This is a genomic window from Paraeggerthella sp. (genome assembly GCF_048427265.1).
In the GTDB taxonomy this organism is placed as follows: Bacteria; Actinomycetota; Coriobacteriia; order Coriobacteriales; family Eggerthellaceae; genus Paraeggerthella; species Paraeggerthella hominis.
This window is the reverse complement of record NZ_DBFOSR010000117.1, coordinates 1-26,182: the sequence shown is the minus strand read 5'-3', so window position 1 is coordinate 26,182 and position 26,182 is coordinate 1. Positions and strand designations below refer to the sequence as shown.

21 protein-coding genes, 1 tRNA gene and 1 pseudogene are annotated in these 26,182 nt (G+C 62.2%); 9 read left to right on the top strand and 14 right to left on the bottom strand.

All coding sequences use genetic code 11. From position 1 onward, the window contains the following. Nucleotides 1-193: 193 nt before the first annotated feature. Nucleotides 194-1,183 (bottom strand): substrate-binding periplasmic protein, encoded by a 990-nt coding sequence (locus tag ACMNI9_RS10235; RefSeq protein ID WP_418831950.1) that lies wholly within the window; start codon nucleotides 1,181-1,183, stop codon nucleotides 194-196. A 507-nt stretch (nucleotides 1,184-1,690) separates the two neighbouring features. Between ACMNI9_RS10235 and ACMNI9_RS10230 the strand changes: the two genes are divergently transcribed. Continuing rightward, nucleotides 1,691-2,521 carry a ComF family protein gene (locus ACMNI9_RS10230; protein ID WP_418831949.1) on the top strand — a complete coding sequence of 277 codons (831 nt, stop codon included), beginning with the start codon at nucleotides 1,691-1,693 and terminating at the stop codon, nucleotides 2,519-2,521. A 52-nt stretch (nucleotides 2,522-2,573) separates the two neighbouring features. Here the strand turns inward: ACMNI9_RS10230 and ACMNI9_RS10225 are convergent, their stop codons facing one another. Then, nucleotides 2,574-3,899: a glycosyltransferase family 2 protein gene (locus tag ACMNI9_RS10225; protein ID WP_418831948.1), complete on the bottom strand. Its 1,326-nt coding sequence runs from the start codon at nucleotides 3,897-3,899 to the stop codon at nucleotides 2,574-2,576. Nucleotides 3,900-4,220: 321 nt separating this feature from the next. Between ACMNI9_RS10225 and ahcY the strand changes: the two genes are divergently transcribed. The 3 genes from ahcY (at nucleotide 4,221) to ACMNI9_RS10210 (ending at nucleotide 7,803) form a co-directional block, all read left to right on the top strand. Continuing rightward, complete coding sequence (gene ahcY / locus ACMNI9_RS10220) at nucleotides 4,221-5,480, top strand: adenosylhomocysteinase (protein ID WP_418831946.1); 1,260 nt, start codon at nucleotides 4,221-4,223, stop codon at nucleotides 5,478-5,480. A 7-nt stretch (nucleotides 5,481-5,487) separates the two neighbouring features. Then, a complete protein-coding gene (locus ACMNI9_RS10215) occupies nucleotides 5,488-6,402 on the top strand; it encodes a GGDEF domain-containing protein (protein WP_114567462.1) in 915 nt (304 codons plus the stop codon). A gap of 165 nt (nucleotides 6,403-6,567) precedes the next feature. Continuing rightward, on the top strand, nucleotides 6,568-7,803 hold the full coding sequence (locus ACMNI9_RS10210; protein WP_370632876.1) for a DEAD/DEAH box helicase: 1,236 nt from the start codon (nucleotides 6,568-6,570) through the stop codon (nucleotides 7,801-7,803). Nucleotides 7,804-7,822: 19 nt separating this feature from the next. On the opposite strand, the gene ACMNI9_RS10205 is transcribed toward ACMNI9_RS10210, so the two are convergent. From ACMNI9_RS10205 to ACMNI9_RS10185, 5 genes are all read right to left on the bottom strand, one after another. Next, the gene (locus ACMNI9_RS10205) at nucleotides 7,823-10,165 is read right to left on the bottom strand and encodes an HAD-IC family P-type ATPase (RefSeq protein WP_418831944.1); all 2,343 of its coding nucleotides are present in this window, start codon (nucleotides 10,163-10,165) and stop codon (nucleotides 7,823-7,825) included. Between the two features lie 11 nt (nucleotides 10,166-10,176). Beyond that, nucleotides 10,177-10,848, bottom strand: a complete 672-nt coding sequence (locus ACMNI9_RS10200) for a pentapeptide repeat-containing protein (RefSeq protein ID WP_418831942.1) — start codon at nucleotides 10,846-10,848, stop codon at nucleotides 10,177-10,179. A 213-nt stretch (nucleotides 10,849-11,061) separates the two neighbouring features. Continuing rightward, nucleotides 11,062-11,514, bottom strand: coding sequence for a GNAT family N-acetyltransferase (locus tag ACMNI9_RS10195; protein WP_181792602.1), 453 nt, complete (start codon nucleotides 11,512-11,514; stop codon nucleotides 11,062-11,064). A 71-nt stretch (nucleotides 11,515-11,585) separates the two neighbouring features. Then, nucleotides 11,586-11,945 (bottom strand): hypothetical protein, encoded by a 360-nt coding sequence (locus tag ACMNI9_RS10190; RefSeq protein ID WP_370632877.1) that lies wholly within the window; start codon nucleotides 11,943-11,945, stop codon nucleotides 11,586-11,588. 8 nt (nucleotides 11,946-11,953) lie between these two features. After that, the gene (locus ACMNI9_RS10185; RefSeq protein WP_225749372.1) at nucleotides 11,954-13,222 is read right to left on the bottom strand and encodes a DNA polymerase thumb domain-containing protein; all 1,269 of its coding nucleotides are present in this window, start codon (nucleotides 13,220-13,222) and stop codon (nucleotides 11,954-11,956) included. Nucleotides 13,223-13,468: 246 nt separating this feature from the next. Between ACMNI9_RS10185 and ACMNI9_RS10180 the strand changes: the two genes are divergently transcribed. The 3 genes from ACMNI9_RS10180 to ACMNI9_RS10170 are packed head-to-tail and all read left to right on the top strand — an operon-like array spanning nucleotide 13,469 to nucleotide 17,801. Beyond that, on the top strand, nucleotides 13,469-14,083 hold the full coding sequence (locus tag ACMNI9_RS10180) for a Type 1 glutamine amidotransferase-like domain-containing protein (RefSeq protein ID WP_225749373.1): 615 nt from the start codon (nucleotides 13,469-13,471) through the stop codon (nucleotides 14,081-14,083). Next, nucleotides 14,080-15,336, top strand: coding sequence for a winged helix DNA-binding domain-containing protein (locus tag ACMNI9_RS10175; protein ID WP_418831973.1), 1,257 nt, complete (start codon nucleotides 14,080-14,082; stop codon nucleotides 15,334-15,336). Before ACMNI9_RS10180 ends, ACMNI9_RS10175 begins: the two co-directional genes overlap by 4 nt. Nucleotides 15,337-15,341: 5 nt before the next feature. Next, a complete protein-coding gene (locus ACMNI9_RS10170; RefSeq protein WP_418831940.1) occupies nucleotides 15,342-17,801 on the top strand; it encodes an ATP-binding cassette domain-containing protein in 2,460 nt (819 codons plus the stop codon). Here the strand turns inward: ACMNI9_RS10170 and ACMNI9_RS10165 are convergent. Genes ACMNI9_RS10165 through ACMNI9_RS10155 form a run of 3 tightly spaced genes read right to left on the bottom strand, consistent with a single transcriptional unit; the run spans nucleotide 17,798 to nucleotide 21,162 of the window. Next, nucleotides 17,798-19,315: a hypothetical protein gene (locus tag ACMNI9_RS10165; protein WP_418831939.1), complete on the bottom strand. Its 1,518-nt coding sequence runs from the start codon at nucleotides 19,313-19,315 to the stop codon at nucleotides 17,798-17,800. The two genes, ACMNI9_RS10170 and ACMNI9_RS10165, sit on opposite strands and share 4 nt — an antisense overlap. A 5-nt stretch (nucleotides 19,316-19,320) precedes the next feature. Then, on the bottom strand, nucleotides 19,321-20,028 hold the full coding sequence (locus ACMNI9_RS10160) for an ABC transporter ATP-binding protein (protein WP_114567468.1): 708 nt from the start codon (nucleotides 20,026-20,028) through the stop codon (nucleotides 19,321-19,323). Nucleotides 20,029-20,052: 24 nt separating this feature from the next. Then, nucleotides 20,053-21,162 (bottom strand): helix-turn-helix domain-containing protein, encoded by a 1,110-nt coding sequence (locus ACMNI9_RS10155; protein WP_418831937.1) that lies wholly within the window; start codon nucleotides 21,160-21,162, stop codon nucleotides 20,053-20,055. Nucleotides 21,163-21,335: 173 nt separating this feature from the next. Here ACMNI9_RS10155 and ACMNI9_RS10150 point away from each other — a divergent pair, with 173 nt between their 5' ends. Continuing rightward, nucleotides 21,336-22,391, top strand: a complete 1,056-nt coding sequence (locus tag ACMNI9_RS10150; RefSeq protein ID WP_418831935.1) for a hypothetical protein — start codon at nucleotides 21,336-21,338, stop codon at nucleotides 22,389-22,391. On the opposite strand, the gene ACMNI9_RS10145 is transcribed toward ACMNI9_RS10150, so the two are convergent. From ACMNI9_RS10145 to ACMNI9_RS10130, 4 genes are all read right to left on the bottom strand, one after another. After that, nucleotides 22,388-23,767, bottom strand: coding sequence for a sensor domain-containing diguanylate cyclase (locus ACMNI9_RS10145; protein WP_225749379.1), 1,380 nt, complete (start codon nucleotides 23,765-23,767; stop codon nucleotides 22,388-22,390). The genes ACMNI9_RS10150 and ACMNI9_RS10145 overlap by 4 nt on opposite strands. Nucleotides 23,768-23,884: 117 nt before the next feature. After that, entirely contained in the window at nucleotides 23,885-24,421 is a 537-nt protein-coding gene (locus tag ACMNI9_RS10140) for a VanZ family protein (RefSeq protein WP_225749380.1), read from the bottom strand. A gap of 259 nt (nucleotides 24,422-24,680) precedes the next feature. Next, nucleotides 24,681-24,755: transfer RNA gene (locus tag ACMNI9_RS10135), tRNA-Thr, on the bottom strand. A gap of 171 nt (nucleotides 24,756-24,926) precedes the next feature. Continuing rightward, nucleotides 24,927-25,517 carry a TetR family transcriptional regulator gene (locus tag ACMNI9_RS10130; RefSeq protein ID WP_114567474.1) on the bottom strand — a complete coding sequence of 197 codons (591 nt, stop codon included), beginning with the start codon at nucleotides 25,515-25,517 and terminating at the stop codon, nucleotides 24,927-24,929. Between the two features lie 316 nt (nucleotides 25,518-25,833). Here ACMNI9_RS10130 and ACMNI9_RS10125 point away from each other — a divergent pair. Continuing rightward, nucleotides 25,834-26,182 (top strand): annotated as a pseudogene (locus ACMNI9_RS10125) (serine/threonine protein kinase); the annotation flags it as partial.

Sequence of the window (26,182 nt, the reverse complement as noted above, 5' to 3'; positions counted from 1 at the left end):
GAGCAGGACCCGCATTGACTACAGTATTTCCCCAGATCAAGGCATCGTTGAAACGAACGTGACCCGCTGGTTCAGCCGACGCCGACCGCACGCGCAAAACCAGCAAACGCCTACGTTTGACCAGTGACAAAAAAACCGCCTGGAACTTCGAAGCTCCAGGCGGTTCAGGCCGTACTCAGCGCAAGGCGAAACGCTACGCGCTCGCATTCGAAGGCGACACGGAGTTCGAACCCGCCTGGCCCGTCGAAACGTTCGTCGTGGACGAAGACGCCGGCGTGGTTCCATTCGTCTTGCTGGAAGAGGACGCCTCGGCGCCGGCAGTCAGCGGAATGCTGGACAGGTCGAGCGCAGAGCCCAGCCACTTCTTTTCGATAACCGAGATCACGCCGTTGCCTTCAAGCGTGGCCAGCGCGTCGGAAATCGCCTGCTTCAAATCGGAGTTCCCATCGAGCACGCCCGCCGCGTACCCGCTCGGCTGCTGCATGAGCGCTACGATCTTCACGTCGTCGCCCGCGTTATGCGCCGCGTACGTGCCGATGATGGCGTCGGCCGCAACGTACTGCACCTGGCCGGACGCAAGAGCGGCGAACGCGCTCTTCAGATCCTCGGTCGTGGTGATGGTTCCCTGATCGAACTCGTTCGTAACCGCCCACGCGCTCTTAGAGGACACCTGAGCCGCGATTTTCGGCTGGGAATCGTTGGTAGGAACCGCTGTGTTGGAAGGAGCGGAGAACAGGGCCACCGCGGTAGGCAGGTACGCATCCGAAGTCCAGAAGGAATTGCCGGTGTCGGACTTATCGACGTCCATGACCACGTCGACCTTGCCCTCGGTCAAAGCGCCTTCCGGATCGGTTCCCACGTCTACGACCTCAAGCTTCAGGCCAAGGCTGTCGGCCAAAGCGGCCGCCACGTCCACGGCTATGCCGACGATCTTCGTGGAATTCTGGGGCGTCCCCGCAAGCGGGACGTTACTGGTGTTCACGCCCACGCGCAGCACGCCTTCTTTAGCGATCGTCGGAGACGAGAGCTTCGGCGTTGCCTCGGGCGGCGTATAGGTTTGCTGCGATGTGCAGCCCGTCATACAGGCGACCAGGGCCGCCATGCAAGCGACGACGAAACCGCGCGTCGCAAGCGTTTTCAAACGCTTCATAACCGAAGAGCCTCCATCCACTGCATCTCTCATGATAGCTTCTTCCGACTGACCTAGTCTTTGCCCCCACACTCGCGCACTGGAACCGAGCTTGCGCCATTGTCCTCTCGCCCGCCGCGACGGTATGCCGCGTATAGACGGGCGGTGCGTCTTACCTCTAGGATACGCCATGATCGTCGCGCGCTGCGCACGCGGCTTACGTGGGTCCTTTCGACCGCATCTGCCGTGGACTGAGGTTTTCACCCGCAACTACAGACTCGAAAGAAGCATCCGCTAGTGTATCAGATGATGAATTGAGCCGGAAGCACGCCCGCAGAATCTGCGGGAAACCGTTGCGCACGATTCGACGATACGACGCGGTTGCAGTTTCAAGAAAGGCACGGGGCCTCCCGCGCTCCCCGTGCTGGATCGGCGCAAAGCACCTGCTGGATCTGCGCTAGGTTTTCGCTGGGTTTGCGCTGGATCCACGTTGGAAAGAGACTGGAAACACGTGCGGAAACGTGCAGATTCGCGCTAGAGAGCACATGGTACGATCCAACCATGATGGCATGGAACGCAGCAGAGACGCCCCTGTACGGCGCAGGCAACGCGCCCGAGGCGCAGCGCCTTGCGAAGCGGACGGCTGGCATGCAGGAGCGGGTCCTGCACGTCGCAGCCGCGTACGGACGCGGCGCGGCCGAGGCTCTTGCGGAAACGCTCTGGCCTACGCGCTGCGCAGTGTGCGACAAGCCGGGAGAAGCCCTTTGCGATCGCTGCCGGCTGAACCTTTCCTACATAGACTGGTGGCGCGCCTGCCCTCGATGCGGCGCGCCGTACGGGTTTGCGCAATGCACCGAATGCAACGCGGTGACGTTGAGCGCGCTCGGAAGAGCAGAGCCCGCGCACGACGGCTGCGTCAGCGCCGTCGCCTACGACGACGCCGCCGCGCGCATCGTGCGAACCTGGAAAGACGCCGGGGAGCGGCGTCTCGCGCGCACCATGGCCCTGATCATGGCGCGAACGGTCCCTCCCGCGTGGCTGGCCGAGAATCCCATGGTGGTCGGCGTCCCCGCAACGTCGGCGGCGCGTCGAAGGCGAGGCTTCGACCACGGCGACGACTTGGCGCGCGAAGTGGCAGCGCAGCTGTCCTTGAGCGTCGCTCCCGTGCTAGCGCGCCCCCGCAGCCGGGATCAGAGAACGCTCGCGCGACGCGGGCGCCTCGAGAACATGGATGGAAGGCTTCGTCCCTTGCCCGGCGCAAGCGTTCCAACTGCGGCGCTGGTGGTAGACGACGTATGCACCACCGGGGCCACGCTGTTCTCCGCCGCCGATGCCGTGCGCGAAGCGGGCGCCTCGCATGCCCGATGCCTCACCTTCGCGCGCGTCTGGTAAGGGGCCGCGAGCCCGGCGCTTGCTCCTTGGAGCTGGTTGCCGATGCTGCAGGCTACAGGGAGCGCTCGCGCTTCTGCGCCGCCGCAGCGTCGGAGAACTCGGTCACGTCCACCGAGATGCTGTGCTGAATGGGCTTCCACTTGCACTTCTTCACCAGGGCCACCAAAGCAATGGGAATGTAGGTGAGCATGAACAACGGGAAGGTGAACATATAGAGGACCTTCTTGCCCGTGGTCGACCGGATGGAGTCCCACTCCACGAACGTGGTCAGCACGCCGAACATGAACATGAACACCAGATAGTTCATCAGGCAGAAGAAGATCGAGGACAGCGACGAAGCCACCATGATGCCCGTGGACATAAGCCCCATCGTGGACAAAACGATGATGATCGCGTTGAACGTCACCGAGACGATGGTCAAAAGCATGCCGGGCGCAATGGTCATGAGCATGTCGTAGCACGCGAAGCGCGACCCCTTGGGGTTGGCGACGACGCCCTTCGCCAAACGCGCGCCGTAATGCCAGAACACCTGGTAAAAACCCTTCGCCCAGCGGAAACGCTGGTTCCAGGAATCGCGAAACGTCGTGGGCTGCTCGTCATAGAGAATAGCCGTGGGGCAATAGCTGATGCGCTGCCCCTCCAGAATGCTGTTCGCGGAGAACTCGATGTCCTCGGTCAGCAGGTGCCACTTCCAACCGCCATGGCGCTCGATCACGTCGGCGGCGATGAAGAAGCCCGTGCCCGACACGGCGCAACTCGTGTTGAGCGTGAGGCGCGCCTGGTTCAGGAACTTCGCTTCGCGCAAAAACCATACGGCGTAGCCGGCGGAAATCCAGTTCGAATCGTAGTTCTTCGAGTTGCGGTAGCTGGTGGACGCCTTCGCGCCGTTGTCGAAGGTCTTGTTCATCTCGCGGAAGTAGTTCACGTCAAGAACGTTGTCCGCATCGAACACGAAGTACGCTTCGTAACCGCGGTCGGCGTATTGCTCGCGAATAACCTGGAAGCCGTAATCGAGCGCGTAGCCCTTCCCCACTTCCTTGTCGTTGGTACGCGGGAACACGATGGCGCCGGCCTCGCGCGCTACCTGAGCGGTGTTGTCCGTGCAGTTGTCGGCGATAACGAACACGTCGATGAGCTCGGACGGATAGTTCTGCACCTTGATCGAATGGATGAGGTCGCCGATGACCGCGCTTTCGTTGCGCGCCGAAATGACGGCTGCGAACTTGTGGTTCTTTTTGGCCGTCAGCTCCTTGGGCTTGCGCGTAAGCACGACGAACACGTAGTACAGCTGATACGTGTAGCAGATCGTGAACGTGATGAACACGCAGAAGTTGAACACGTCGACGAACGAGATCTGCGAAAAAAACTGGTCTAGCACCTTAGCTCCTTATTCGGCTCCCCCCAGTGGAAGCGCACGCCAAATGCGGCCCAAAGGGCACACAGCAAACTTTTGAAAGTATAGCGACTGCAAAGCCCTTTGGGGCAGCACTGAGTCCGTTCGTTACCGTTTCTTTCGGTTTCGACTCAATAAATCACCGGTCTTCACACAGGTTCTGCATACGAACTTCACAAACGCACCCGCAGCGTGCGGTTCGTCCGTTTTATGAAACGCGCTTCAAGGGCCCCTTCCCCTGCAGCGTGTGATACGCTTACCCACGCAATCAAACGAACCATCGCACGAGCATCGGGAGGCAAATCCTTGAATCACGACATCAAAGACATCGCACTGGCGGACGACGGGTTGGCGCGCATCGAATGGGCCGATCGCGACATGCCCGTGCTGGCATCTATCCGCGAGCGTTTCGAGCGCGAAAAGCCTTTGGAAGGCGTGCGCATCGGCGCGTGCATGCACGTGACCACCGAAACGGCCAACCTCATGCGCGCGCTCGTGGCTTCCGGCGCGCACGTCGCGCTGTGCGCCTCCAACCCGCTGTCCACGCAAGACGACACCGCCGCCTCGCTTGTGCGCGACTTCGGCGTGAGCGTGCACGCCGTGGCCGGCGAGGACATGGAAACCTACGAGAAGCACCTCGAGGCGGTCATCGCCACCAACCCGCAGATCATCATGGACGACGGCGCGGACCTCGACACGGCGCTGCACACCACGTTCACCGACAAGCTGCAGCACGTCATAGGCGGCACCGAGGAAACCACCACGGGCGTCGTTCGACTCATGTCCATGGCGGCTGAAGGCACGCTCGCCTATCCCGTGTTCAACATCAACGACGCCAACACGAAGCACTGCTTCGACAACCACTACGGTACCGGCCAGTCCACCCTCGACGGCATCGTCCGCGCCACGAACCGCCTGCTGTGCGGGCGCACCATCGTGATCTCGGGCTACGGCTACTGCGGCAGCGGCCTTGCCCTGCGCGCCCGCGGCATGGGCATGAACGTCATCGTATGCGAAATCGATCCGCTCAAGGCGCTCGAAGCCCACATGGAAGGCCTCCAGGTCATGAAGGCGGAGGACGCCGCGCGCTTTGCCGACGTATGGGTAACGGTCACGGGCAACTGCAAGGTGGTCGACGGCCCCGCGTTCGAGAACATGAAGGACGGCGCCATCGTATGCAACTCCGGTCACTTCGACTCCGAGATCAACTTGGAATGGCTCGAGCAGCATGCGGTCAAGAAAGAGGAGATCAAACCGCTGGTCGAGGAGTACACGCTGGCGGACGGTCGCACGGTGATCGTGCTGGCGCAGGGACGCCTGGTGAACCTCGCATGCGCAGAAGGACACCCCGCGTCGGTCATGGACATGAGCTTCGCCAACCAGGCGCTAGCTGCCGAGTACCTGTACCTGCACGCCGGCGAGCTTGAGAACAAGGTCTACGACGTGCCCGCGAGCATTGACGACGGCGTTGCCCGCGTCAAGCTGGAAACGCTCGGCATCGAGATCGACACGCTGACCGAAGAGCAGATCAAGTACATGGGTTCCTGGAACTTCGCGACCCTGTAGCCCAATCATGTACCCCTACTCGGACCTGCATACGGACCTGCGCGACTACGCCGTGGGCGTCGCGCTGTTCGACAGCTATCGCTTGGTGGATACGAAGACGAACCTCGTCCATTCGTACTCCGCGTGCAGCGAAAGCGACGTCCCCGTGTGCAGCGAGGACCTATGCTACCGCGTTTGGGGTCGCAAGAGGCCTTGCGAAAACTGCACGTCCCAAGCTTGCCTGGATAAGCAGGAGCAGGTCATCAAGATGGAGCAGCTCAACGGCCGCGTGCTGCTGATAAGCAGCCTCCCCACGGTAATCGCGGGGAGGCCCTACGCGCTCGAGTTGGTCAAAGACGTAACGAGCAGCCTCATGGTAACCGATGAGATAGCCCATGAGAACATAGAGATCACCAGCATGATCGACCGATTCAATACGCTGGCCGTGCGAGATGCGTTCACCATGCTGTACAACAAGACGTTCATCCACAGCGAATTGGAAACGCTGGCGAGCCAAGCCGAAGACCAGCTGGCCGAAGACGGCCGTCCCGCAGCGCTCGTGGCCATCGACGTCGACCTGTTCAAAGAGATCAACGACAATCACGGGCACAGCACCGGCGACGACGTGCTGCTCCACCTTGCCCAGCAATTCAAGAAGGTCGCCCGTTCGCTCGAAGACGGATGGGCCGGTCGCTTCGGGGGCGACGAGTTCTTCCTCTGCGCCCCCCACGGCCTCGATCGCAAGGATTTGGAGTTTCTGGAAACGACGATCGCCGATGCCGAACGACATCGCTTCGAAAACGGATCCCTGCCGTTCGGCATCACCGTAAGCTACGGGATCGCGTACTTGCAGGCGGGCGACACGCGCCGATCGTTCATGGAGCGCGCCGACGAGGCCATGTACGCAGCCAAGCGAGAACGCCATCGCAGACAGCAAGGCTGACGGACGAAACATCGACCCCGACCCTCGCCTCGCCCTTCGTCTTATCCGCAAGTCCAAGAATGCAGTATCATAGACTCTCACGAGCGGAATCCATCACCGGGCATTCCGCAAGCAACGCCGAGCAACGCGCCGTCGCGCGTGCTCCGTACGGTTTGGAGATGCGGTTTGAGCGCAACGTTTCAAGACCTCGGCTTGTCCGAGACCACGCTGGCAGCTGTTCGCAAGATGGGGTTCGCCACGCCCACCGAAGTGCAGGAGCAGGCCATACCCCTTGCCCTGGAAGGCCGCGACGTTGTGGCGGCGGCAACCACCGGCACCGGCAAGACCGCAGCGTTCGCGCTGCCCATGATCGAGCGCATCGGTCGCGCCAAGCGCCCCGGACGGCCGCGCGGGCTTGTGGTCAGCCCGACGCGCGAGCTCGCCCAGCAGATTGACGCCGCCTGCGTCGAGCTTGCGAAGGGATCGGGGCGACGCATGGTTACCGTCGTAGGGGGCGTTCCGTACAAAAAGCAGCTCGGCAAGCTCGAACGCGGCGTGGACGTTCTTGTGGCTACGCCGGGCAGGCTCCACGACCTTATGGAGCGCGGCGTCGTCAAGCTTGACGACGTGGAAGTACTCGTGCTCGACGAGGCCGATCGCATGCTCGACATGGGTTTTTGGCCGACCATGAAAAAGATCGTCGCCGCAACGCCAGCTCGCCGTCAAACGCTGCTCTTCTCGGCCACGCTCGACCGACGGATCATGGACAACGTCGCGCAAATGCTTCGCGATCCCGCGTTCGTGGAAATCGCCCACAAGGGCGAAACGGCAGAGACCATCGATCAGTTCATCGTCCCCATCGGGCAGATGCAAAAGCCCGCATTGCTCCTTGCCCTGCTCGAAGAGCGCGGCAGCAAGCGCGTCATCGTGTTCACCGGAACGAAAACGCGTGCGGAAATCTGCATGAACCAACTGGTCAGGGCTGGTTATCGCGCGGATTCCATACATTCCGACAAAACGCAGGCGCAGCGCAAGCGCGCGCTCGACGCATTCAGCAAGGGAACGGTCGACGTGCTCGTCGCCACCGACGTCCTGGCGCGCGGCATCGACGTGTCGAGCATCGCCTACGTGGTCAACTACGACCTGCCCGAATCTCCCGAAGACTACGTGCACCGTATCGGGCGCACGGGACGCGCCGGCAAAACCGGTTGCGCGATCTCGTTCGTAAGCCCCGAAGCGAAGCCTGAGCTTTTGGAGATCGAGAAGCTGCTCGGCAAGAAGATTCCCGCAACCACGCTGGAAAGCTACGATAATTCGGAAGCGGTAACCGCACTTGAGAATCGCTTCGTGCCCAAAACGGCGGCCCGAAGCGCAGCAGCGTTCTCGCGGTCCATGCGCACCCGAGGCCGCGGCTGGAGATAGCGCATCGCCGCGAACGCGCTTACACCGTTTCCGCCAGGCGTTCCGCGTGCCACACGTCCATCGCGGCGTACAGCACGCGGAACAAAGCGGTGGCCGAAGCGGCGACGATCGCGAACAGCACGGCCATCTCGAACGTGAACGGCTCGATCCCGAACAGGCCGGAAAACAACGTGGCGCCCAGCGTCGTGCCGCCCACCACAACCGCCAACAGCGCGGCGCGCAACGGAGTGAACGGCACGGACAGCTTCACGATCAGCAGCATGCCCACCCAGGCGGTCAAGAGCACGCACAGGGTGGAAACCTGCGTGTAGCCGATGTGCAAAAGCCCGTACCCCGCAACGTTCGCAGCCAGAACCGAAAGCACCGCGCACACGGCGCTCGGCACCGACCGCACGATCACGTTCTCGAGGAATCGCCCTCTGATGCGGTCCTTGTTCGGCTCGAGCGCCAGCACGAACGACGGAATGCCGATAGTGAACGCGCTGATGAGCGTCATCTGGATGGGCTGGAACGGATACTGCCACGGCAATAAGATGAACAGCACCGCAAGCGTCATGGACAGCAGCGTTTTCACCAGGAACAGCGAAGCGGACCGCTGCAGGTTGTTGATGGAGCGTCGCCCCTCTGCCACCACCTTCGGCATGGCGGCGAAATCGTTGTCCACCAGCACCAGCTGCGCCACGTTGCGCGCAGCATCCGACCCGGCAGCCATAGCCACGCTGCAATCCGATTGCTTGAGCGCAAGCGTATCGTTCACGCCGTCCCCGGTCATGGCCACAACGTGGCCGCGCTCCTGCAAGGCCAGCACGAACGCCTTTTTCTGTTCGGGTTTCACACGGCCGAACACGCTGTAGCGCTCGATGGCGGCAGCTATGGAGGCATCGTCGGTCAACGAAGCGGCGTCCACGTACTCGTCCGCACGCGGAACGCCCACCTTGCGCGCGATGCCCGAAACCGTGCGCGGGTCATCGCCGGACAGCACTTTAAGATCGACGCCCTGCTCTTTGAAGTAGCCGATGGTCTGCGCCGCCGTCGCGCGAATTTGATCGTGGATGGCCACGAAGCCGATGGCAACGGGCGAACCGAGGATTGCCCCCTCGTCGTCAAAGCCGTCGACGCGCGCCAGCAAGAGGACGCGCGCATCGCCCGCAAGCGCATTCTGCTGCGCCTCCACCTGGGAAAACGCATCGCCTAAAACGAACTGGCCCGCGCCCATCACGTACGAACGGCCGTCGGCGAACGTGGCTCCCGACCATTTCTTGTCGGAGGAAAACGGTATCGCACGTGTCGAGGCGTAGGACTTCACGGCAGATCCCGCGTAATGGTCCAGAATGGCCAACGCCGTATCGTTCGGATCTTCGTCGGCGCGCGCAAGGGAGGCAAACGCCGCATCCGCTTCGGCCTCGTCAGCCCCGGGGACGCATTCTACGGCCACGACCTCCATCTTTCCCGTCGTGATAGTGCCCGTCTTGTCCAGGCACAGGGTGTCAACACGGGCAAGCGTTTCGATGCAGTACAGCTGCTGAACCAGCACGCGGCTTTTGGACAGGCGCACGACCGCCACGGCCAAGACCGTGGAGGTGAGCAAGATAAGACCCTCGGGAATCATGCCCACCAGCGCCGACACGGTGGACAGAACAGCGCTGTTGAACTCGGTTCCCGACAGAAGATGCTCGCGCGCGAACAAGAGCGCGCCCAGCGGGAAGATGACGAAGCTCACGAACCTGATAATGCCGTTCAGGCTGTTCATGATCTCGGAGTTCACGGCTTTCCGCCGCTTCGCCTCGGCGCTGATCTTCGCAGCGTAGTTCTCGGCCCCCACATGCACCACGCGCGCCCACGCAACGCCGGCGTTCACGAACGATCCGCTCATAAGCTCGTCGCCCACCGTCTTTTTGACGAGCTTGCTCTCGCCGGTCAGAAGGCTTTCGTTCGCATCGCACGCGCCCGACACCACCACGGCGTCGGCGGGAACCTGATCGCCGCGGCCCAGCTCTATGACGTCGTCGCGCACAAGCTGATCGAGGGGAAGCTCCACCCGAACGCCGTCGCGCAACACCGTGGCTTTCGAACTGGCCACGATGGACAGGGCGTCGGTGGTCTTCTTCGAACGAACCTCCTGCACGATGCCGATCAAGGTGTTGCACACGATAACGCCCATGAACAGCATGTTCTTGTACGACCCGGTGATCAGCACGAACAACGCCAGCACCACGTTGATGAGGTTGAACAGCGTGCAAACGTTTTCCACGACGATCTGCCTGACGGAGCGCGTCTTCACGCCGGCGTCAACGTTGACCGCCCCTTCGGCAACGCGGAGGGCCACGTCCTCTGCGGTCAGTCCAAGCCGCTCCTCGCTCATCCCGCTGTCTCCTAGCCTTTGACGTTCACGCCGAGGCGCCGGGCGATGCCCGCCGCTTGGAACAGGTCCATCGAGCATCCGCGCAACTCGCTCATGGTGTCCGACAACACGATGTCCGATAGCTGGCACGTCGAGAAGTCGACGCCGTCCAAGCTTGCCCGGAAAAAGCTCGTCCCCGCAAAGCGCGCATCATCGAACGAAACGCGCTTCTGACGCGCTTCGGAAAAATCGGATTGAGAGAAATCCGTCGAAACCGCAAGAAAATCCGCCAGTCGAGCCTTCGCGAACGACGCGTAAGCGAACGTGCAGTCGCGCAGCTCAACCCGCACGAGCACGGATTCCGACAGGTCGGCTCCAGTGAACTTGCACGAAGCAAACGTGCAGCGCGTGAAATTAGCCTCCGAAAACGAGCTGTTGGAAAAGTCGCAGTTCGAAAACGCCACGTCCGAAAACGTGGAGCGCGCGAAGTCGCACCCTATGCAGGAGCACCCTTCGACGCGCGATCCCGAAAGATCAAGCAACCCGAAATCTTCCCCGACCGAACCGTCCCCTGTTACACGCACGTGAGAAATCTGCAGATCGCCGTCTGCATCTTCAATCCACGAAGACAAGCTGGCAACGTCGACAAGCTCACCGGGGATACCGGGGTTGGCGGAACGCAGGCGCTGCGCGGTTTCGGGCATACAGTCTCCTTCCGATCACGTTCATTCTACCTGATGCCCGCAGAGGCTCCGCTCATGCAACCCGAAAGCACAAGACGAAAAGGAAGCGGACCGCCGCCGGCCGCCGCCGGGCTGAGCCCGGCGTGGACGAGATGCCGCCCTCCCGTCCGCCCCGCCCGCTCAAGACGGCACCCCAACCGGCGAACGATCGCGGCAGACGGCTCTCGGCAACGCTTAGTCGAGGCTCATGCGAAGCAGCGGGAACGGGCGACCCGCATCGTCTACGGCAGAGCGCTCGGACACCGTGAAACCCTCGTGCCGGTAGAAGCCGACGGCCTGGGGATTCTGCTCGTTCACGTCGAGCCGCGTCGCTCCGTGCAGCTCGACCGCGCGCGCAAGAAGCACCTTTCCCACACCGCGGCCGCGCGCCGGGGGCGCCACGAACAGCATCTCCAGCTTGCCGCCCTGCACACCCGAGAAGCCGCACGGCTCACCGTCCAAGCAGGCGACTTCAAGAACCTCCACTCCCGCAAGCCCTGAACGCACTTCGGGGCGAAGGGCTACAACGTCTTCCTCCGTCAGGAAGTCGTGCGTCGCACGAACCGAAGCCTCCCATATCGACGCAAGCGCGGAAATCACATCGTCCGATCGCTCTTCCGGCACTGCTATGCTCAGTCGCTCATCCATAGAAACCCTTTCTCGCACCGCGCATTCTACCCGAATCCGCAAAAAGCGTGCGGCGGTCCGCCGCGAACACCTCAAGCTCCCCAGACGTCCCAGGCATCCGTCCCGCACGCGAGTCCATCCTCCTCGCGCGCAGAAGACGCCTCTTCCGGCACGATCTCCTCCACGAACCAGCGAGGCCCCTCGAAAAACAGGCAGGTGGTTCGTGAGCCGATGCGCACGATGAAACGCGTGCCCATGCCGCCCACTTTGAGGGAGGCGGCTTGACGCACGTCCAGCACGCGATCGATCGCGAACACGCGCCCGTCGTCCCACGCGATGGTCAAAGGAACCAGCTTGCCGTCCTCAAAATGACGGGCGACCACTTCCACGTAGCGTTTTCGCCTGCCGCGCCCATCGCGCGGCGGCGCCTTCCGCATTGTCGTCTGCATCATGACGTTCTCTAACGATGCAGTACGCCGACGGGATGCACGGTGTTCTCGTCTTTGATGTCGGTGCCGGCAAGCGTCTCGTCGGCCAACTCCGCCCCGCGCACAACGCACGTGTTGCCGTAGCGACGCCGCAAGTCGTCAATCGCGAAATCAAGATCCTCCAGATGCGCACGCCCGTCGTCGACGAACGAGAGCTGCACGGGCTCGCGCATCGACGAGAGGTCGGAGGCACGCACGTGCAGCGCGCGCACCGGATGCCCTTCATCGAGCGCTTCGTTGGCTCGCAGCAGTCCCCAGGCCGCCTGCGCGATCTCGAGCGTGGCCGCCGTGGGACGGCGCAGCTTCGCCTGCCGCCCGTAACCGGACAGATCAAGGCCGCTGCGAACGCCGATGCTCACCGTTCTCGCGCGCACGCCGTCTTCGCGCAAACGTTGCGCCACCGACTCCGACAGCAGCCAGATGAGAGCCTTCGCATCCCGCTCGCATACGATATCGTGCGGCGCGGTCAGCCCGTTGCCGTAGCTCTTGACCGTGCGATCGACGTCGCGCCGGTCCGGATCGTACGGCTTGACGGGAGTATCGTCTTCACCGCGCGCGTACGTGCGCAGCATGAACCCGATCTTGCCGAACCGCCGCTGCAAATAAGCATCGGACGCGTGGGCCAAGTCCCCTATGGTGAGGATGCCCGAACCGTGCAGCTTGCGCTCGGTTGCCGGCCCCACGTACAAAAGCGAGCGAACGGGCGCCGTCCACACCACGTCACGGTAGTTCGCGCGGTCGATAACGGTGATCGCATCGGGCTTTCTGTAGTCGCTGCCGAATTTCGCGAACACTTTGTTCCAGCTCACCCCGATCGACACCGTCACGCCCAGCTCCTCTTTCATACGGCTGCCGATCTCCTGGGCGACCTCGTACGCATCCCATCCGCGCCGTCGCATCGAACCGGTGATATCGAGCCAACTTTCATCTAAGCCGAACGGTTCGACCAAGTCGGTGTACTGATTGTACACGGCGCGCGCCATTTCCGAATACGCTCGATACAGCTTGTAGCGCGGAGGAAGCACGACGAGGTCCGGGCATTTCTTGCGCGCCTGCCACAACGTCTCGGCCGTCCTGATGCCGTACGCCTTCGCCTCTTCGCTCTTCGTGAGCACGATGCCGTGCCGCAATTCCTCCTTGCCCGCAACCACCACGGGCCTGCCGCGCAGCTCGGGCCGCTGCGCCTGCTCCACGCTGGCGTAGAAGGAATTCATGTCGCTGTGCAGAATAATGCGCTCCAATGGTTCTCGACGCCCCCTTGACTCTTTTGCACCTCTCGTCGTATTATACGAACTAATGTTCGCATGATAGGCTTCAAAAGTCAATCGAACAAAGCGTGAAAATCTCTCGGAAGGCATCCGGTTCCGAACCCGCGCCCGTTCGACGGAAATCGAAACCAGCATGTCGGCATCGTCGTTGATCGCCAGTCGCGCAAAGCCTAGGAGCCGCCGCCCCGCCCGCTTCGCGCACCGAAAGAAAGGGAGCTTATGAAACGTCTTTTCCTGTCCTCCTCGTTCGAGGACGTTGCGCACATCTTCGACGACTTCGCGGCCGAAGACCTGCAAGGCAAGCGCGTCGCGTTCATCCCCACGGCAGCGCTGCACGAAAGCGTCGATTTCTACGTAGAGGCAGGAAGGGCGGCCCTGGCGAAGCGCGGCCTCGTCATCAGCGAGCTGGAGCTTTCAACGGCTACCGCTTCGGAAGCGGCGGCTGCGCTCGAAAACAGCGATTGCATCTACGTTTCGGGAGGAAACGCGTTTTTCCTGCTTCAGGAGATGCGGCGAACCGGAGCCGACAAGATGATAGCCGCACAGATAGAGTCAGGCAAACTCTATATCGGGGAATCGGCAGGGTCGATGATCCTATCGCCGAATATCGAGTACGCCCAAGCTATGGACAACCGCGAAGAGGCGCCCGATCTACCCGACTTCGAAGCGCTGAACGCCATCGACTTCTATCCCTTGCCCCATTACGCAAGCGCGCCGTTCGAGACGGCGACCGAAAGCATCGTCGCTTCGTACGGAACAAGCCTTGCGCTCATGCCCATCGGCAACGCTCAAGCCGTCACCGTGCACGGCGACGTGGCCACTATGAGAGAATAGACCCCGCCGAACACCGTTTCAGCGCACGGCCACCGAAGGAGGACGGAGCCATCAACGCCATCGACAACGCGCGTGTACGATCGTACCGACTGCGCGCCCATCACCTGGATCGGAAAGTTTCCATCGATCAGCTGCTGCAAGCTGCCGGAGCCTGCGGACTGCAGAACACGCCGCCCGGAGCGTGGGAAACCGCGCTGTTCAACCGCGTAGAAGGGTGCACCCTGACCCACCTGCGCGAGCAGCTGTACGAGCGGAAAACCCTGGTACAGGCATGGAGCTTTCGCGGGGCGCCCGTCGTGTTCCCCGCAGACGAACGCGACGCGTTCCTAACAGCGCTCGTCGCCGAGCCCGACGAGGAGCCTTGGATCTACACGCGCGGCGCATCGGGCGCGCTCGATCATGTGGGCATGTCGTTCGGCGATCTGCTGCCTCTGGTGGAAAAGGCCGCGAAACTGCTCGACGACCGAACGATCGAAGGCAAAGATTCCCTCGACCGCGCAATTGCGGACGCGATCGAGGCCGACCTGCCGCAAGGCGCGCTCGGTCCATGGCGCGATCCGTCCATGTACGGCAATCCCGACAAGCAGACCGTCGGTCAGGCCGCCGTTTCGTTTCTGCTGCGCCCATGCTCGTTCAAATCGCTCGTCGTCTTCGGCAGACGCGAAGGGTCCATCCCTTCGTTCTCATCGTACCGAGCATGGACGGGGCGGCGGGATGCACCCGCACCCTCCCCCGCTGCAGGGAAGCAGCTTGCTCGGAAGTTCCTCCATTGCTACGGACCGACCACGCTCGGCTCCTTCGCCGCATGGCTCGGCAGCTCCAAGGCTCAAGCCAAACGGCTCTGGTCGTCCATCGAAGACGAGCTTTTCGCCGTATCCGTTGACGGAAAGAAGCGTTTCATCCACGCTCTCGATATCGACAACCTGCGACAAGCCGAACGGCCCGCCGCACGCCTATTGTTGCTAGGGGCGCATGATCCCTACCTTGACCTGCGAGATCGCGAAATCATCCTGCCCGATCCCCAGCGACGAAGGCTCGCATGGAAAACCGTGGGCAATCCAGGCGTCGTGCTCGACGAGGGCCGCATCATCGGGGTATGGAACGCAAGGACGGCGAAGAGCTCCCTTGACGTCTCGATACGCCTATGGGAACCCCTCGAGCCCGCAAGGCAGGCTCAGCTCGAACGGCTTGCCGAAGAGCATGCCACGTTTCGCCAACTCGCCCTGAAAACCTGCACCGTGGAAAGCGAATGAATACCATGTCGAACATCACCGTCAGCCACGCCACCGAAGGAACGCTTGCCGACGTCTGCCTGGACATTCCGAAGCGCGCCCTGACGGTGTTCACCGGACTTTCCGGTTCGGGAAAGTCGACGCTTCTCGTAGACGTGCTGTTCAACGAATGCCAGCGCCAGTATTTGGAAGCGATGGGAATGGAAGGCATTCGAAAGCCGCGCGTCGAACGCATAACGGGGGCCTCCCCTGCCGTTCTGGTAACGCAGTCCGACGTCAACAGAAACCCCCGTTCCACCGTAGGCACCGCAACCGATATCTACACCGATCTGCGCATGGTGTTCGAAAAGCTGCATGTGCGCGCATGCCCATGCTGCGGTGAAGAGATCTGCGCAGCCAATTGCCAGGAAGAAACCGAACGAGACGGCGACGAGTTCTTGGTGTTCATGCGCTGCAGCCTATGCGGGCACCGCATGCGCAAGATCACGCGCACCGAGTTCTCGTTCAACACGAAAGAAGGCGCCTGCCCCGTATGCGAAGGAATCGGCAAGACGCTCGCCATCGACTGGAGCCGAGTCCTGCACGAGGATCGGTCGGTGGAAGACGGAGCGGTCGACGCCTGGAACCATCGATACCAAGCCTACCAAGCCGATGCACTGCAGCGCGCATTTCGCCACTACGGTCTGCCCGACGCAAAGAGCCTGCCCGTCGCCCAGTTCGACAGCCTGCAGAGAGAAATCCTGCTGCAAGGCACGGAAAGCCCTGCGCTCTCGCAGGCGCTTCCAAACGTCGAGCCGCCGAAAACCGTTGCCGCAGGCCGGTTCGAGGGCGTAGAACCCCTGCTCATGCGCCGTCTTGCCGAACGAGAGGGCGCCGCGCGCGACGATCTTGCGCAAGCGTACTTCGCCTCCGCGGAATGCCCCGCATGCAATGGAGAGCGGCTGGGAACAGCCGGCAGGCAGGCGCATATCGACGGCATGCGCCTGCCGGAATTGGCGAGCGCGACGCTCGACGAACTGCAATCCTGGGTCGCAGACCTGGCGGGCGCGCTTTCTTGCGAGCATCGACCGCTCGTCGAGGACCACCTGCGCGACATCGAAACGAAACTGAACCGTCTTCGATCGCTTGGCTTGGATTACCTTTCGCTCGACCGCCAAACCGTTACGCTTTCGGGCGGCGAACTGCAGCGCATGCGCCTGGCCGCCGTGCTCGATTCGGAGTTGACCGACGTCGTGTACATCATGGACGAGCCGACGGCGGGCCTGCATCCGCGAGACACCGCAGGCATGACGGCAACGTTGAAACAGCTCCGCGACAAGGGCAACACGGTGCTCGTCATCGAGCACGACCCCGACGTGATGCGCGAAGCGGATTTCATCGTGGACATGGGACCGGGCGCGGGACGCCGCGGCGGGCGCGTCGTAGCACAGGGAACCGTTGAGGAGATAGAGCGCTCCGGCGCTTCCGTCACGGGTTCCTGGCTGAAAGCCCCTCGACCGGGAAAAACCACGTTTCGCCCCTTCGCAAGCACGGCGCTGGAAGTGCGCAACGCCCGCGTGCACAACCTGCAGGGCATCGACGTGCGAATACCCGAGCAATGCCTGGTCACCGTATGCGGGCCATCGGGGTCGGGAAAGTCGACGCTCGTGTTCGACCTGATAGCTCAAGGAGACCGTCCCGGCACGCAAAACGCCGTTGCGGGCCTGGATCGTTTCGACCGGATAATCCAAGTCGACCAAACGCCCCTTGCCCGCATGAAGCGCTCAAATGTGGCCACGTACGCAGGCGTCTACGAAGGCATCCGCAAAGCCTTCTCCGCCACCGCGCAGGCGAAGGCCGCCGGGCTGACAGCGCGCAGCTTCTCGTTCAACTCCCCGGGCGGGCGATGCGAGCGCTGCGAAGGGCTCGGGCGCGTAAGCAGCAACATGCTGTTCTTCCTGGACGTCGAAACAACCTGCCCCGCATGCCACGGTAGGCGATTCTCCGAAGAAGTGCTCGACGTGCGCTATAACGGGCTTTCCATCGACGAGGCGTTGGCCCTCCCCGTCGACGAGGCGTCAAGCGCCTTCGAAGCGCTTCCGAAATCGGCGCGCGCGCTTCGCTTGCTCGAAGACGTGGGCTTGGGCTACGTGCAGCTGGGACAAACCCTCGCAACGCTTTCCGGAGGCGAAGCCCAGCGCTTGAAGCTTGCAAAGGAGCTGATAACGGGTTCGTCGAAGTCGAGTCTGTATCTGCTCGACGAGCCTACGCGAGGTCTGCATCCCCAGGATGTGGAGCACTTCTTGAACCTTGTAGACAGATTGGTGGACGCAGGCGGAACCGCGATCATCGTGGAGCATAACGCGCACGTGATAAAGCGCAGCGACTGGGTCATCGAGCTGGGGCCGGAAGGAGGCCGCAAAGGTGGGTGCATCGTGTTCGAAGGAACTCCCGCCAAGCTGAAGTCAGCCGAAACGGAAACAGCGCGATACCTGCGCCGAAGCTAACGCACGCATTCCGATCCGCGCCGAATCATGCGCGCCATCGTCGCGCAGGCGACGATGGCGGCAGCCACCACCAGCAACGGTTCGGCCAAAAGCGAGGCGAAGCCGCACAAAGACCCAACGATCGCAAGGCCCCCTTCGCCCCACGGTCGCATGCTGCTCGAGCGCAGGCGCACGGCTTCCAAGCCGAAGCTGAGCACGACGGCGGCGTTCAGCGCAACCGCCAGGACCAACGCCGGCGCAACAGGCGCGCCCGCAGGCAACGTAAACGGAACGGTCGCGCACGAGACTGCCGTCACTAAGCAAAACGCCGGCAAGGAGTCGCCCACGAGCAACGCGAGCGTTCCGTAGGGCAGCTGATCGCGCACGAGCCGCACGCGCATATCGTCGCGAAACGCACGCGTGACCTCGCGCGCCGTCGATGCCAGGCCCACCAGCATCGCCAACCAGAATACCGGCCCCGCAACGCCGTACCCGCCGAGCAGCGCGCTCACGCCGAAAGGCGTTATCCCTGCCCCCAGCATCAAAAGCGCCGGCAGGCCCTCGTACTGGCGCACCAGGGAAAGCGCCGCGCGCGCCACGAGCGCAGCAGGACCCGCAGCCTGCGGCAACCGCAAAAACGGACCGCGCCGAGCCAACTTGCAGCGACGGCGGTAATCCCCCACCGTCGTAGAATCAAGCAGCGAGAAAAACCCGAACGAGCACGTATCGGCGTACAGGGCGTTCTCCTCCACCATGCGCACCCTATCGACCCGCTTCGCCAGCAGCAACAACGCCAAGAACCCCGCGACAAGCAGCCCTACGGCAGCAGCAACCGCCTGCACGACGGCGTTCGATTGCGCAAGCGCACCGGGAGCCCAGGCAATCGCAAGCGCTCCATACGCCACAACCGCGGCCAGCGACGCAAGAGCGAGCATCGCGACAGCCTTCCAACGGCGAATCGTGCGCGGCAAGGCGAGGCGCGCCGCTCCCACGACCCTGCCTGCCGCAAGCGGAACCGCCGTCCACAGCGAAGCGATCAGGGCCGTCGTCAAAGGGTCGACAAACCACCCCAAAGCCGCTCGCATCCCAACGGCGAGCAGATAGCCCGCAGGCGCCGCCACGGCCCCTCCCGCGACCATCGTTATTGCAGCGGATACGCCGACGAGCGCCGTCGACCCGATGGGACTTGCGGCAACGTAGGCGATATCGGGATGGGAAAGCTTGACCCACGATGCGCGCAACCCCCGAAACGAGCTCACCGCGAACACGACCGCCGGCACCGCGAACGTAAGCAGAAGAACGCCGAGGGCCAGGTCAGGACCCAATGCGACGAATGCCTCCCGCACCGTATCGAGCAGCCAGAGCCACATCATAGCCAAGCATATCCCTATGAACCCTACGATGTACGCTTGGTAGCTCCGCTCTCCCCACCCGCGATCGTCGACAAGGTCGGAACCCGTAGCGTGCAGCGCCCGCACCAGGAACGTGCGAGCGTGCCGCACGCGCAGCCGCAGAAGCAATCGCACATCGCCCATGCCGATCAGCCTCGCTCGAAGCCGTCGAAAAGATCGCCCGGCCGCACGTCGCGCACCGTCGACAGCCGCTCGCCCTCAAGATGCAGCAACAGGTCGGGATTCAAATCAGGGACGTTGTGGTGGCAGCTGACCAGCACCGCCGCACCGTCGGCGCGAGCAGCCGACAGCAAAGCGCTCAACCGTCGCGACGCATCTCGGTCAAGCGGTCCGTACGGCTCGTCCAGCAACAGCAGACGCGGCTTGCGCATGAAGGCCAGCACGAGCGCCAGCTTCAATCGCATGCCGCGAGAATACGACGAAGGGAACCGATCCGCATGCGCCGCGAGCCCCAGGTCGTCCAGCAATCGCCGAGCCTCGTCGGCGGCATCGGGCACGCGGTTCGCATCGAGTACGAAGCGAATATGCTCAGCGGCGGTTAAATCGTCGTAAAAGGACGGCACGTCGGGCACAAAGGCGATCTCTCGACGCACAGCGCGATCCGAACCGTCGAACGGCCGCCCGAACACCTCGACCGTCCCTTCGCTCGGCATGCTCCATCCCGCCAAGCATCTGAGCAGCGTGGATTTCCCCGACCCGTTCGGGCCGGTCAGAAAAACAATCTGACCAGGATTGATCCGAAAAGCCACATCGCTCCACACCTCGCTTCGCGCATAGCGAAACGAAAGACCCTCCGCCCGCAGCGCCGGCGTCTTCTCCACTGCCTCGACATCCATGCTCTCACGCTCCTTCGCGACGCATCATAGCGCTTTCAGTCGGGCAAGCAAGCCCGAGAAACGCGGCGAGCGCTCGAGACCATCCAGCACGCCGTCGCGCAGGACGCCGTCTCGAACCTGACCCTTCAACCCCGCTTTTCCGAACAGGGCTTGAGCCATGCGCGGCGTCGACGGATCCTGCCCTCTCGCGCCGGAAAGCCGATCGAAAAGAACATCGGACGGCGGCTTCGGCATCGCATCCTCGTCCATGCCTTCCAAAAGGAGGACGAACCGCTCGAGACACGCTGAAGCGCGGTCCTCGTCGCCCGCGCGCAGAAACGCCGCGAACGCGTCTCCCCAGAACATGCCCACCATCATCGGATTGTCGTCCTCGAAGGCGAACCCTCGGACCATCGCTTCGCCCGCCCGCACCAGCGCCTCGACGCGCTGGCGGTCCTCCTCGATCGACAGCTGGAAAACAATGCTGTTGAACGCGCCGGTAGATCCGCAATACAGCGACTCTTGAAGCAGGCGCAAGCAAGACTCCCGGTCGCCCTTCATGTCGTACAACCCGGCCAGCATGTCGTCGATCGGGGCGCACCGATCGGGCTTGAGCGCTTCCAAAAGACGGATCGCGGCTTCCACGTCGCCCGATACCGTCATCATCGAAGCGCGCATGATCTTCACGTTCCTGATCAGCTCAAGGTCCTCCGCGCAAGCTTCCACGCGATCGAACAGCGCGCCGGCGCGCCGCACGTTCTCTTCCCGACGCTCTTCGTCCGCCGTCGCTCGAAGGACGTAGAGCATCCCTATATGCACGAGCAAATCCCAGCACGCATAATACGACGCCGCAAGATCCTCCATACGCTCGTACGCAGCATCGGGATCATCGCCGAACTGCTCGAGCAGCTCGGCGTACAGCTCGCGCACGCGTTCCTTGCTCACCTGAGGACGATAGTCGAACAGCTCGTCGAGCGTAAGATCGAAGTACGCCGCGATGCGCGGCAGCAGGGTCGTGTCGGGCAGGCTTTGCCCCAGCTCCCACTTCGACACGGCAGCCTTCGTCACGCCCATGTGCGCAGCCAGGTCCTCTTGCGTCACGCCGATCGCTCGACGCTCTCGTGCAATAACGTTTCCAATGTTGATATCGTTCATGGTCGGTCTTTCTGAAGATTGCGACGGCTGTACGGCCCAAGCGCATGCGCGGGCTTGAACTCAGTATGAGAGAACACCGCCGCTTGACGCAAGCGAGGGCTTGTTGACCGCAGGCCGCTTCAGTCAACCCCTCGCAACCGAAACGGCCTGCTATCCTTGACCAAACGACTCCCATGATCGGAGGATCCATGAACGCAACGTTCACGCTACCGCCCTCATCTGGTCGCAACCGCAATCTACCCCTGACGGCGGGCCTGCTTGCATGCCTTGCCCTTTACACGATCGACGCGGTTTGCCTTGCGTTCGTTCCGAACGAAGGACGCACCCTCGCTGCCAACATCGCCGTGCCTTTCGATCTGATGGTGTGCGTGCCCGCAGCTTTCTACTTGCTGGTGATCAAGCCCCGCAAGCTATCGCCCGTAGCCGCGATCCCCATCGTATACGCAGGCTTCGTCGTGTCGATGCTGGTCATGCAGCCCGGATCGTTTTCCCTGCTGACCGTGCTGCTTCCGATGATGCTCGCCGTGGAAGCGATCATCCTTGTACGCGAGATCGCCCGCTTCTTGCGCGTTTTTCGCGCGGCGCGAAAAGAATCCACCCGCCCGATAGTATGGTTCGAAAAGCCGTTTTTCGAGCTCAGCCGCAACGAGACCGCATCGCGCCTCTGCGCGCTCGAATGCTCTATCTGGTATTACGTGCTTGCCTCATGGCGCTCGAAGGCCGACGTGCCCAACGGCGCCCGTCCGTTTTCCTGCCATAAGGAAAGCGGGTACCTGGCGCTTTCAGGAGTGATCATGGCGTTGCTTCCCATCGAGGCCCTGGTCACGCATTTGCTGGTGGCGAAATATTGCGAACCGGCCGCCATCGCGCTGACCGTGCTTACCGCCTACACGCTTGTTTGGTTCATCGGGAATACGAGGGCGGTGGTCCTCAACCCTCTTCTGGTGGACGACACGTCCGTAACGGTGCGCTGGGGAGCCTACTTCAGCGAGCGCGTGCCCTTCGCTTCCATAGCGCGCATCGACCGCCGGGAAGAACCCGACGTTCCCAAGAGCGAGCGACTGAACATGGCCGTCATGGGCGCGCGGCCCTGTTGGATCGTGCTGCACGAACCGCGCATCATGCGGACCCTTCTTGGAAAGCCGCGCGCAGTGCGAGCCATAAACGTCTCGCCCGACAATGCGTCCGATTTCGAGAAATCGATCGCCGCACAGCTGTCGAAACGCTAGCGGTCGGACACGTCGACGAAGCGCACGCGGTTCTTGCCCGCGCGCTTGGCCCGGTACAGCGCGCGATCGGCAACGCGGAACAACCCCTCGTACGTATCGGCGTCCAGCCCCGCAAGCGCGCATCCTGCACTCAACGTCACGGGGCCGTCGAAGCCTTGCAGGCATTCCGCCTTTCGACCCAGTTCGCACGCGAACTCCCAAGCGCGGGAGCGATCGGCATCGGGCAGGAACACCGCGAACTCGTCGCCGCCCACACGCGCGGCCGTCCGTGCCTCGCCCTCCAGGGTCGACTCCATCGCCTGCGCGACGTGCACAAGCAGGTCGTCTCCCACCGGATGCCCGAACGTATCGTTGACCAGCTTGAAATCGTCCACGTCGAACACGAGCAGCGCCCCGCAGCCGTTCGTCAGGCAAGCGGGCAAGGCCCGATCGACCAAGCTCGATACCGTTCCCTGGTTGAACAGCTTCGTAAGCGGGTCGCGCCGCGCCTGGTCCACCAGATCGTCGATCAAGCGACGCTCGTCGGTAATGTCTTTCCAGCTTCCCACCGTTTTCGCCACGCTGCCGTTCCGGTCGCGAAGAAGCGTGACGTGTATGCGAACCCATCGCCATTCGCCCCCGTGTATCGGCACCACGTGGCGAACCTCCATAACAGCCGAATCCTCTGACTGCAGCGCCTCGGAAAGCCGAGCGTAATCTTCCGTGCGCATGCGCGTTCCCTTTTTGATCATATCCGAGTAGCAGGGGAAGCGCCGCTCCTCGCTGGACAGCTCTTCGCCCGAACCGGAGATTCGCTCGTATTCGACCAAAACATCTTGCACGTTGTCGTACTCGAACAGAACGTCCGTCACGCTGCGCAGCGCGATTCGATACCGCTCCCGTTCCAATTCAAGGGTTTGAGTCTTCTCGCGCAGCAGCCGCTGCAAGTACTCGTAGCTTTGAGCGCCCGCCTCGAACGGAAAGTACAACTCGTCTTTCATCGCCTGGTAGGGATTGGACACATGCACATGGCGGATGAGCAACCGTCCGTCGGATTCGACCAGATAATAGCTGCACCTTTGGTGCTCCTCGAGAACCATGCCCGTGCTCTCATCCGTGCGAACGCGATAACGACCCATGACCAGGCACGTTTCGCTCGTAGTGCTTGCCAAGCAGAATTCCTCGTCGGAAACCACGCAGGCGGGAGTGAGCGGCGCCTGTTCGACGAAGTACGCCACGATGGCGGCCTTGTCCGTGAAAAACTCAACCTCGCCTGCGCCTATCCACGAAAAATCGTCCGTAAAGCGAGAGAGCACGACGTCGATCGCCGTGCCGGAATAAAACAGCCGAACGGTATCGGCCACGAATTCGATCGCTTGCCCAAAGAGCGGATTCATCGGCCCTCCTCCCCCGCATGCCTTGCCTGCGCGTGCACGCGCATAAAACTCTCTCGGGGAGTATACAACCTCGACCGCTCCTCGGGGGAGACAACGAGCAAAAACGTAGCAGGAAGATCAGCTATTGGCAATGAACACGAGGCCGATAAAGCCAACGACAAGAAACGTGCAGCACAGGCCCACCGTATTGCAGACGCGCCGCGCGCGGGCATCCGACCCCGCGATTCTTCGCGTCACCGCGTACAATCCCAAACCAACCGCGGCGCCAAGCGTGTTGGCAATCAGATCGGTCGCATCCGACGCTCCCGCCGCAAAAGCAAACTGCAGCACCTCGAACGCCAAGCTGGTCGCCGCCGCAAACGCCAAGCCGATCGCGAGCGGTCGCTTTCCCAACAGCATTCCCATGTACAGGCCGAACGGAACGAAGACCACTAGGTTCTGCACGACTTCGGAATAATCAGGCTCGCCGTTCACAACCAGCGCGCCCGCCAAGGGCACCACGTTCACGCTGCGCATCGTACCGAACACGTCCAACGAAACCTGCATCTTGAACAGGATCGCCCACACGAGCACCACTGCGTAAATCGCGAACAGCGCCCCTGAGATTCCGCGGCTCCCCAGCACGGACCGCCCGCCCGCCGATACCTCGCCCATGACCTTCGACCCCTTCCCCGGCGGCCGCGCAGACCCCCGATCTTTCCGTTGCCAGCCCATGGTAGCCAAGCAGGCGAAACGGCACGACGAAAGGTCAGCTTTCGTTTCCGCAGGTTAAGAAAAATTAAGAGAGCTTTAAGGGACTTCGGGAACACGAGCCTTTTCGTTTTAAGCACCCGAATTCGCGGGGCGCTGCGGGGTATCGTGCCCCCAACGCACAAAAAAGCCGAGCGCTGCATGCGCCCGGCCTGGTGTTTCGTGGAGCCAGTGACAGGACTCGAACCTGCAACCCACAGTTTACAAAACTGTTGCGCTACCATTGCGCCACACTGGCCCGTTGCGAAAACGTGCCCGAGTATTGTACGACATCGCTCGCGATTCGCAAAGCGCCCGCAAGAAATGCATGATAAGCCGAACCGATTCTTCGCACCTCGAGGCTCTGCGCAGCGCACGCCAACGCACGCACCGCGCCCCGCAGCGCGCCGCAAGCCGAGCGAAGCCCCTCCTACTGAGACGACCCGGGCTCTTCCACCCGCAACGCGCGATACAGGCGATCGGGCACCAAGCTGACCAGGTCGTCGGTCCAGCGCACCAGGTCGGTCGGCGCATCGGATCGGAACCAATCGTTGAGCACCTCGCACTCCAGCTTCGAGAAAATCTCCACGATGAAGCGCATGTTGTCGTTCACGGTAACGTGGCGGTACTTTTCAAGCGTTTCCAGCAGAACCGTCTTACGGTTCTCGGGCATGACCGTCTGGCCGAAAGGCGTGTTGATGCTGTACTGGATCGACTTGCGGTAGAAATCGCGCTCCTGATCGATCAAGCGTAGATGGTGGTAGTACCCCGTTTTCCAGTCGACGGTTCTCCCGATCTCGTTCAGGTAGAACTGTCGACAGAAGATGGAGTGCCACCAGGGAATGTCGTACTTGCTTTGGAAATGGCGGTAGAACGTCTGGCGCGAGATGCCGGCATTCTCGCATATCTCGGCAATCGTGATGCGATCGAGCGACTTGTCGACAGCATGCAGTATCTTCATTTTCGTTCGCAACTCCGGCGACCCGAAAATATCCTGGCCATGCGCAAGATCCGGCAGCATGCAAAGCCTCCTCTTTGAACGTTCCCTTACCCAGTCCCCTGCAAGAAATCTGTCCACCGAATTAAACATACCCCACAAAAACGCCTGACAGCACGTTACATTCTTGCACAATCGTCCGGTCTAGTTTACATGCATCCCCTTTGATTCCGCAACACGGACATACTGCGGGCCTTGTGCAAACCCCCCACGACACCCGCCGCGCCACGACCTTTGAACAGCCGCGCGGCGGCCATCACAATATCTTCACAGAGGTGGACATGCCACCCGAAAACCTTGGCGGCAACGCAGGATGCGCTGCCGGAGAAAGGAGACTGTCATGGCGAAGATAGTCAATTCTTGGAACGACTGGGATCCGTTGAAGCGCGTCATCATCGGCCGCTGCGACAACTCGATGATCCCGCCCGAGGAGCCCGCGACCTCCGAGAAGGTTCCCGTCGACTCCGAGATGCGCGGCATGTGGGGCCTTCGCCCGCTGCGCACGGTCGAGGTCGGCAACGCCTGCCTCGAGAACCTCGTCAAGGCCGTCGAGGAGCGCGGCGTGGTCGTCGACCGCCCGACGCCCCTGCAGTGGAACCAGGCCATCGGCACGCCCGACTTCCGCAACGACTCCATGATGACCTGCATGCCGCCCCGCGACATCCTGCTCACCATCGGCAACGAGATCA

Bases quoted from the DNA above. Each gene is read 5' to 3' on its own strand.
- ACMNI9_RS10150 (WP_418831935.1), top strand. From the start codon at position 21,336: ATGATCGGAGGATCCATGAACGCAACGTTCACGCTACCGCCCTCATCT.
- ACMNI9_RS10200 (WP_418831942.1), bottom strand. From the start codon at position 10,848: ATGCCCGAAACCGCGCAGCGCCTGCGTTCCGCCAACCCCGGTATCCCC.
- ACMNI9_RS10180 (WP_225749373.1), top strand. From the start codon at position 13,469: ATGAAACGTCTTTTCCTGTCCTCCTCGTTCGAGGACGTTGCGCACATC.
- ACMNI9_RS10160 (WP_114567468.1), bottom strand. From the start codon at position 20,028: ATGGATGTCGAGGCAGTGGAGAAGACGCCGGCGCTGCGGGCGGAGGGT.
- ACMNI9_RS10205 (WP_418831944.1), bottom strand. From the start codon at position 10,165: ATGAGCGAGGAGCGGCTTGGACTGACCGCAGAGGACGTGGCCCTCCGC.
- ACMNI9_RS10130 (WP_114567474.1), bottom strand. From the start codon at position 25,517: ATGCTGCCGGATCTTGCGCATGGCCAGGATATTTTCGGGTCGCCGGAG.
- ACMNI9_RS10155 (WP_418831937.1), bottom strand. From the start codon at position 21,162: ATGAACGATATCAACATTGGAAACGTTATTGCACGAGAGCGTCGAGCG.
- ACMNI9_RS10230 (WP_418831949.1), top strand. From the start codon at position 1,691: ATGATGGCATGGAACGCAGCAGAGACGCCCCTGTACGGCGCAGGCAAC.
- ACMNI9_RS10170 (WP_418831940.1), top strand. From the start codon at position 15,342: ATGTCGAACATCACCGTCAGCCACGCCACCGAAGGAACGCTTGCCGAC.
- ACMNI9_RS10145 (WP_225749379.1), bottom strand. From the start codon at position 23,767: ATGAATCCGCTCTTTGGGCAAGCGATCGAATTCGTGGCCGATACCGTT.
- ACMNI9_RS10165 (WP_418831939.1), bottom strand. From the start codon at position 19,315: ATGGGCGATGTGCGATTGCTTCTGCGGCTGCGCGTGCGGCACGCTCGC.
- ACMNI9_RS10195 (WP_181792602.1), bottom strand. From the start codon at position 11,514: ATGGATGAGCGACTGAGCATAGCAGTGCCGGAAGAGCGATCGGACGAT.
- ACMNI9_RS10235 (WP_418831950.1), bottom strand. From the start codon at position 1,183: ATGAGAGATGCAGTGGATGGAGGCTCTTCGGTTATGAAGCGTTTGAAA.
- ACMNI9_RS10140 (WP_225749380.1), bottom strand. From the start codon at position 24,421: ATGGGCGAGGTATCGGCGGGCGGGCGGTCCGTGCTGGGGAGCCGCGGA.
- ACMNI9_RS10190 (WP_370632877.1), bottom strand. From the start codon at position 11,945: ATGATGCAGACGACAATGCGGAAGGCGCCGCCGCGCGATGGGCGCGGC.
- ACMNI9_RS10215 (WP_114567462.1), top strand. From the start codon at position 5,488: ATGTACCCCTACTCGGACCTGCATACGGACCTGCGCGACTACGCCGTG.